The 5,619-nt window shown below is 38.2% G+C and carries 5 protein-coding genes and 1 pseudogene; 5 read left to right on the top strand and 1 reads right to left on the bottom strand.

Translation table 11 applies throughout. From position 1 onward, the window contains the following. The 5 genes and pseudogenes from AZ66_RS30215 to AZ66_RS33955 form a co-directional block, all read left to right on the top strand. Positions 1–1,144, top strand: a 1,144-nt coding sequence (locus AZ66_RS30215; protein WP_156160090.1) for a zincin-like metallopeptidase toxin domain-containing protein, incomplete at its 5' end; no start/stop codon positions are given. Next, positions 1,144–1,632: a hypothetical protein gene (locus AZ66_RS26075; RefSeq protein WP_044357536.1), complete on the top strand. Its 489-nt coding sequence runs from the start codon at positions 1,144–1,146 to the stop codon at positions 1,630–1,632. The genes AZ66_RS30215 and AZ66_RS26075, both read left to right, overlap by 1 nt. A 203-nt stretch (positions 1,633–1,835) precedes the next feature. Then, positions 1,836–2,120 carry a hypothetical protein gene (locus tag AZ66_RS26070; protein WP_156160089.1) on the top strand — a complete coding sequence of 95 codons (285 nt, stop codon included), beginning with the start codon at positions 1,836–1,838 and terminating at the stop codon, positions 2,118–2,120. Between the two features lie 419 nt (positions 2,121–2,539). After that, entirely contained in the window at positions 2,540–3,340 is an 801-nt protein-coding gene (locus tag AZ66_RS26065) for a hypothetical protein (RefSeq protein ID WP_044357535.1), read from the top strand. A gap of 385 nt (positions 3,341–3,725) precedes the next feature. Next, positions 3,726–4,127 (top strand): annotated as a pseudogene (locus AZ66_RS33955) (IS30 family transposase); the annotation flags it as partial. Positions 4,128–4,157: 30 nt separating this feature from the next. On the opposite strand, the gene AZ66_RS26060 reads toward AZ66_RS33955, so the two are convergent. Then, positions 4,158–5,504 carry an erythromycin esterase family protein gene (locus AZ66_RS26060; RefSeq protein ID WP_044357534.1) on the bottom strand — a complete coding sequence of 449 codons (1,347 nt, stop codon included), beginning with the start codon at positions 5,502–5,504 and terminating at the stop codon, positions 4,158–4,160. Between the last annotated feature and the right edge of the window lie 115 nt (positions 5,505–5,619).

The raw sequence follows: 5,619 nt of genomic DNA, 5'->3' as shown, positions 1-5,619 counted from the left end.
GGTTCAAAACATGGTAATAGAGTCGAATGCGATGGCTCAAGCGTATCAGCAGATTCCACCTGAAGTGAGACAACGCTGGAAGGCGAGCTACGATCGTTATACAGCAGAGCAGCAGCCGAAGCCGAAGCAAGAAGAACCCCGGTCGTGGCTGGCTATGCTGGGCGAAGCCCAGATCCAGCAAGCGGAAGCCCAACGCGCGATGGGGAAGAAAATTGCAGAGGTGGGCGTGCAGACCGGAGAAGAAATTTGGTCTGGAGTTAAAAAGACGGGAAATAGCTTTGCAGAAATAGGAATTGATTTTTGGAATGGGTTAGAAGTACGTGCAAACAAATCGTTAGATTCTCCATACGACTTTGGCAACTGGTTAACGGTCGGGGCGTTCGACACGGTGGGTGCAATCGTTGAAGGATACAAGACAAGGGCCGACATGCGCAATCAATCCCCATATGACTATGTGAACTGGTTGTCGTCGGGTATGGCAGATACCTTAAAAGGAGCATTTAATCCAGACGATCCATTATCTAAAGAGCATTGGATGAATTCCTTTGGAGTATTCACTTCTGTTGCTGGTGCAAGAGGAGTTGTTCCAAAATCTGGGGGGCCTACTCTACCGAAGGTGAATGCAAAGAACCCATTGCCAAAAATAGAGGAACGAGCTAATCAGGATGTAAATAAGGGGCCGGGTGAAGGTGTTTTTGATGCCAGAAAAGTTCAAACCGTTAAATTAGATGAAAATAATCTTAGACTAATGTCAACAAGAAACATTCGAAATTTTAAAAAGGAAATGGGTAACAAAGGTATAAAGGTTATTGTAGATAGAAAAGGTAAAATTTATAAAGAGTACAAAATACCGCCAAATGTAGCTGCGATGTTTGATAACATCAACGGTAGAATAATTCTAAGACCTAATCCAAGGATACTGGATGCTCTTCATGAAAGCTATCACGCAAATCATTGGTTAGATGTTGGATCGCAACCGTATTCAGTACTTAAAAGATTAGAAAGGGAGGAATTTGTTTACGAAACAATAATGAAAAATAAGCATCTGTTTACTGAAACTGAAATTTACGAAGCACAAAGATACATTCAATTTGTAAGAACTGGTAACTGGCCATTGAAAGATTGGAAAGGATTAGGTGAATAATGTATAAAAAACTTAATACTGAAAGTGCGATGAAACTAGCACAGGCTCATATTGATAAGAATTCTTTTCCATGGACAATCAATAAAACTTCATTATCCAATAAAACTTTCTTTAATATAAAAGGAAATGTTTGGATCGTTGAAGCGAGGATTCACGATAGAGGCAATACGGTAGTTTTTATTATCTCCGATGAAAATAAAATGATTGAGCTTGTGTTGTTTGGTGAAGATGTATTAAACAAAATAAGTCAAACTAAACCGAATTTAGATATAAAACAAGCAATAGAAATCGCACAGAGCTATTTGGTTAAAGAAGGCATTTCTGGTGAAATTGTTACTCCTATTAGCTTTTATGAAAGCGTAATGGACATACGAACGTTTGCATGGGTTATTGATATTAAATTACCGCCTTCACCGTTTGAATTATATGGATTGGCTTTATTTATTTCCGATGAAAGCAAGTCTATCGTGTCAATAAGAAATTTGTAGCTGGAACTAAGGGTAGTTACTGTCGAGGAAAAAAGTGTAACCTTTGAAAACGGAAGCTATTTGTGTAGTAGGTGACGAAAATATCCTCATCCAGTGTCGAATGAACTCATTATTCAACCAAGTAACACATATAACCCATGAAAAATATACTTCCTGAGAATTTGCTGGAGTTTAAAACATATGAAAAGCATGAGTTTGAACGATTGAGCAAAGAGGAATTTCTGCACTTGTACAAACTGTATCAAGATATAGATGAATCCATTAACTTATTACTTTACAGTATTCATGAGCTTGGTGCTAGCCACGCATATGGTACGGTTAGTGGTTATGGTGAAAGTAGCTTAAAATCTTTGGAAAGACTTATAATTCTAATGTTAGATCACAAATATCCATTGCCAAGTGTAGATCAATTCCTAATATACTCTATTAATGAAAATAAAGGATGGGGTAATAAGTTTGAGGGTACAAAATTATCTAAAATTCTGTAACGTCTTTTAAAGATTATATGTAAATTTAAAACATCAACAACAAAATCGTATAATACAATCAATAAACCAAAAACTATAACCTGACAACCAAACTTGATAAACTTTTGAAGGCTTATTCCAACTTGAACGATAGGGAGGATGAGCCTTTTTAATATGTCAATAAAGAAAAATGTTAGTTGTCCTTATTGTGGATCAACAGAGAACCGGAAATGAAATTGTCGAAATACACAGCAGTGAGCGAGTAGGGGGAATTATACATTTCATCCAGTTTATACACGAAAGAGAACCTTGTATAATTAAAAAATACAGGATTATCGAATATAATGAGGCTTCTTTATAGGGAGACAAAAGGTGGTATCGAATGGAAAGTGATTCAGAATCATTAATTAGAAATGAAATAGAATACTTGGAGGAGACATATGGACAAAAAAATCATTTCAACAATATATGACTTTTGTTTAGAAGAAGATTATGATAGTACTTTGGTTGAAACGCTAAATTTATTAAAAAATAGCTCTGCTATAAATGCATTAGAAGGCGATAGTATTGCTTTTCTTAGAAGCATGATCCCCTTGGTTGAGGCTAACAGTACAAAGGCTCAAATAATTGAAACTATTATCGAGTCTCCGCATTATGTTAGCAACAATACTAAACTGTTAGACGAGTATATAAGATTGGTGTCGTTAGGGGAAGTGTTTCTTTCGGAAGCAGTAAGATGTTTTGATTCATTTACAGTTACTGGCGTTACTATGAACGAAATTTTTACGAAATTGGCGGAAACTCCAAATAAAGAACTAGCAATTGAAATCTTAGTGTTAATGTCCGAAAGCGATTGGGGAGATTTACCTAGTCACTTGGAGTCATTCGCTAATGAAGTTAAAACGCTCAAGAGGATAAGATACCGCTCCGGGGTAATCTCAACATTTTTGTTAATTGTTCATCCCTTGTGTTCAAAGTATGCATATATCGGTTCATTGTCATTTGGATATCCGTCTACTGAAGTAGCGGTAAATGATTGGGCGTGGGAAACACCAGAAAGCACAAAATATATGTTAGATAGAAAAATTGTCAGTCCAAAAGAAGCAAATATATTAGTAGAACTAGGGCGTTTAATACGCAGTAACAAGAACAACCTAGGTGCAGCAGATATGACAAAATTGTATACTCAGTTTTTTGAAGGTAAGAATCCTTTTGATGTGATGTATACTTTGCCCGAATAATATAAGATTTGTGGACAGGGATCAAAACACATTCTGTAGCGAGTCATCGAAAATCACTCGGCGACTGGCTATTTAGTTTCGTTTGAATGTGAATTGAGTTATGCTTGATAAACTTTCAAAATCTCATTTCACTTGAACGATAAGGAGGATGGGTCTTTTTAATATGACGGATTGTAATATGAAGTGCGACAGCTAGAAAACAAAAATGCCCATGTGAGTTGGGTGACACTATTCCCTCATCGCACGAGAAATCGAACGCGGAAGCCTCAGAGCATGTATACGAAGCCCCGGTCGGCTCAACAGGCTTATCGTTGCCGCAGCATCTAGTGCTTCTGTCGGCAAGGATAAGCCTAAACTTGCAAATGAGCTGACCGTGAAGCTGGTTCAGGTTCGCAAGCGTGAAACCTTCGGCCACTGGGAGCTGGATACCGTTGTCTCTAGCCGTGGCAAAAGCAAAGCTTGTGTAGCCACTTTTATTGAGCGTATGACTTGGCACTATTTAGCCTTGAGGATGCCCGATCGTAACGCCTATCGATGGAGGTTGCCTTTGGTGTTGTTGCCAGCCAGTATCCTCAAGCCGCCTTTCCAACCGCTACCGTAGATCGCGGGAAAGAGTTTGCTTGCTATGCCAACCTTGAGAACTCTCATAAATCTAAAAATTTATTTTGTAGATCCGTATTCTCCTGGCAACGAGGCTATCTCTCTCATTAATAATCGTCCACGTAGATGTCTAGGCTGGATGTCTGCTCACGAAGCGTTCATGAATGAACTGTCGTACTTAGCTTGACAATCCGTCAAATAAATAAATCCCAGGAATTCACCGTTTCCTGATCAGTTGAGATGGACTCACTTTCTGAATTTGAACAAGGATATCAAATGTTTTACCTAATGGTACATCAACAGTCGTTGGGAAATCTGGACCTACCGTTGTTACTCCGGCAAAAATGGCATGTTGCTCGTTTAGCCAAGTTTTAGTCACTCCGCTTGCCTTACGTAAATCAACAAAGAACTGGTCGTATTTTACTTGTCCAAAGGTATAGTTGTAACTATTCGGCTCATCTAATTTTAATGTTCCATAGGGACCGAATTCTTGGTTAGTGTTGTAAACATTGTAACGTCCCTCATAGACAGATGTTCCAATGGATACATACCGTTTTCCATAATGTTCTGCTAAATGCTGCCCAGCTACTTTAGGGTATACGAAAGGGATCATATTTGTTTTCGAAACGTGCCCATTATGGCCCCACACGATTGTTTTTCCTATATGTTCTTCTGTCCATTTCGCATTCTCATACATGGCAATATCGTGTTTCAAATAAAAGTCTTCCAGGTTATCAGGATATGCGGCTGTCATTGTCGTAAATTGCTCGATAATACGGGCATTTTGTTTGATCCATGCGAACTCTGGAGATTTTCCATTCAGTTTATTTTTATTTTGCTCTAATAAAGCGCTGATTTGTTTCGCATCTGAAACATACCGTGCTTTCGTTTCTTTCTTAAGATCGCCAAAGGTATCTAAATCCTTGGTTACAGGAATAAGGCCTTTCGTCTTTTGTTCGAAACGAGTTACAAGTTTCGGATCGTATTTCTTTACATACGTTAGGATATTGTTATAAACACTCTCGTTTACGGTTTGTATATCCATCCCGATGATCCGTATTTTGGATTTATGCTTTGGATCAGCATTATATTGGCGTATCCATTGAAGCAGATCTATGATTTCTTTCGTGTTAAATACAGGACTTAGATATTGGCTTGGGTCCCCTTTACCCGTAAGAACATAGCGATCGAGTCCCAATGCTCTGTCCCATCCCTCTTCTAACACTAAGGCCTTAAAGCCCATTTCAGCTGTCAAATACTTAACAATGCGATGCTTCATGGTAAAAACTTCATGAGCCCCATGCGTCGCTTCGCCTAAACCAACAATTGTAGCTGATCCGATCATATCCTTAAGCGGACTCAAATCATGAATAGGTGCTGTTGGATCCGTTGTCTTTAATGGCATGGCATGCTCTTCTAACCATTTTATCTGTTGAGCCATTTGATTTGTGTTGTAGGAACCTGTAACAGGAACTTCTGCTTTCGAAGTTGCATAAGTACTTCCTGTAAAACTAGTTAGAGTGATAATAGAGGCAGCAATTGCGATACCCATTTTCTTTTTCATAAAATCCTCCTGAAATACTTTATAAGTTGGTTTGTTAAGATAAATATATTCTAGTTCCTAAAAGTCTCTTTTTCTTACTAGGTTCTTAAGTAAACCTTAAGATGCTTATGTATAT

The sequence above is a fragment of the Paenibacillus sp. E194 genome, from assembly GCF_000935845.1.
GTDB lineage: Bacteria > Bacillota > Bacilli > Paenibacillales > Paenibacillaceae > Paenibacillus_B > Paenibacillus_B alvei_B.
This window is presented reverse-complemented; position numbering and strand designations above follow the sequence as displayed.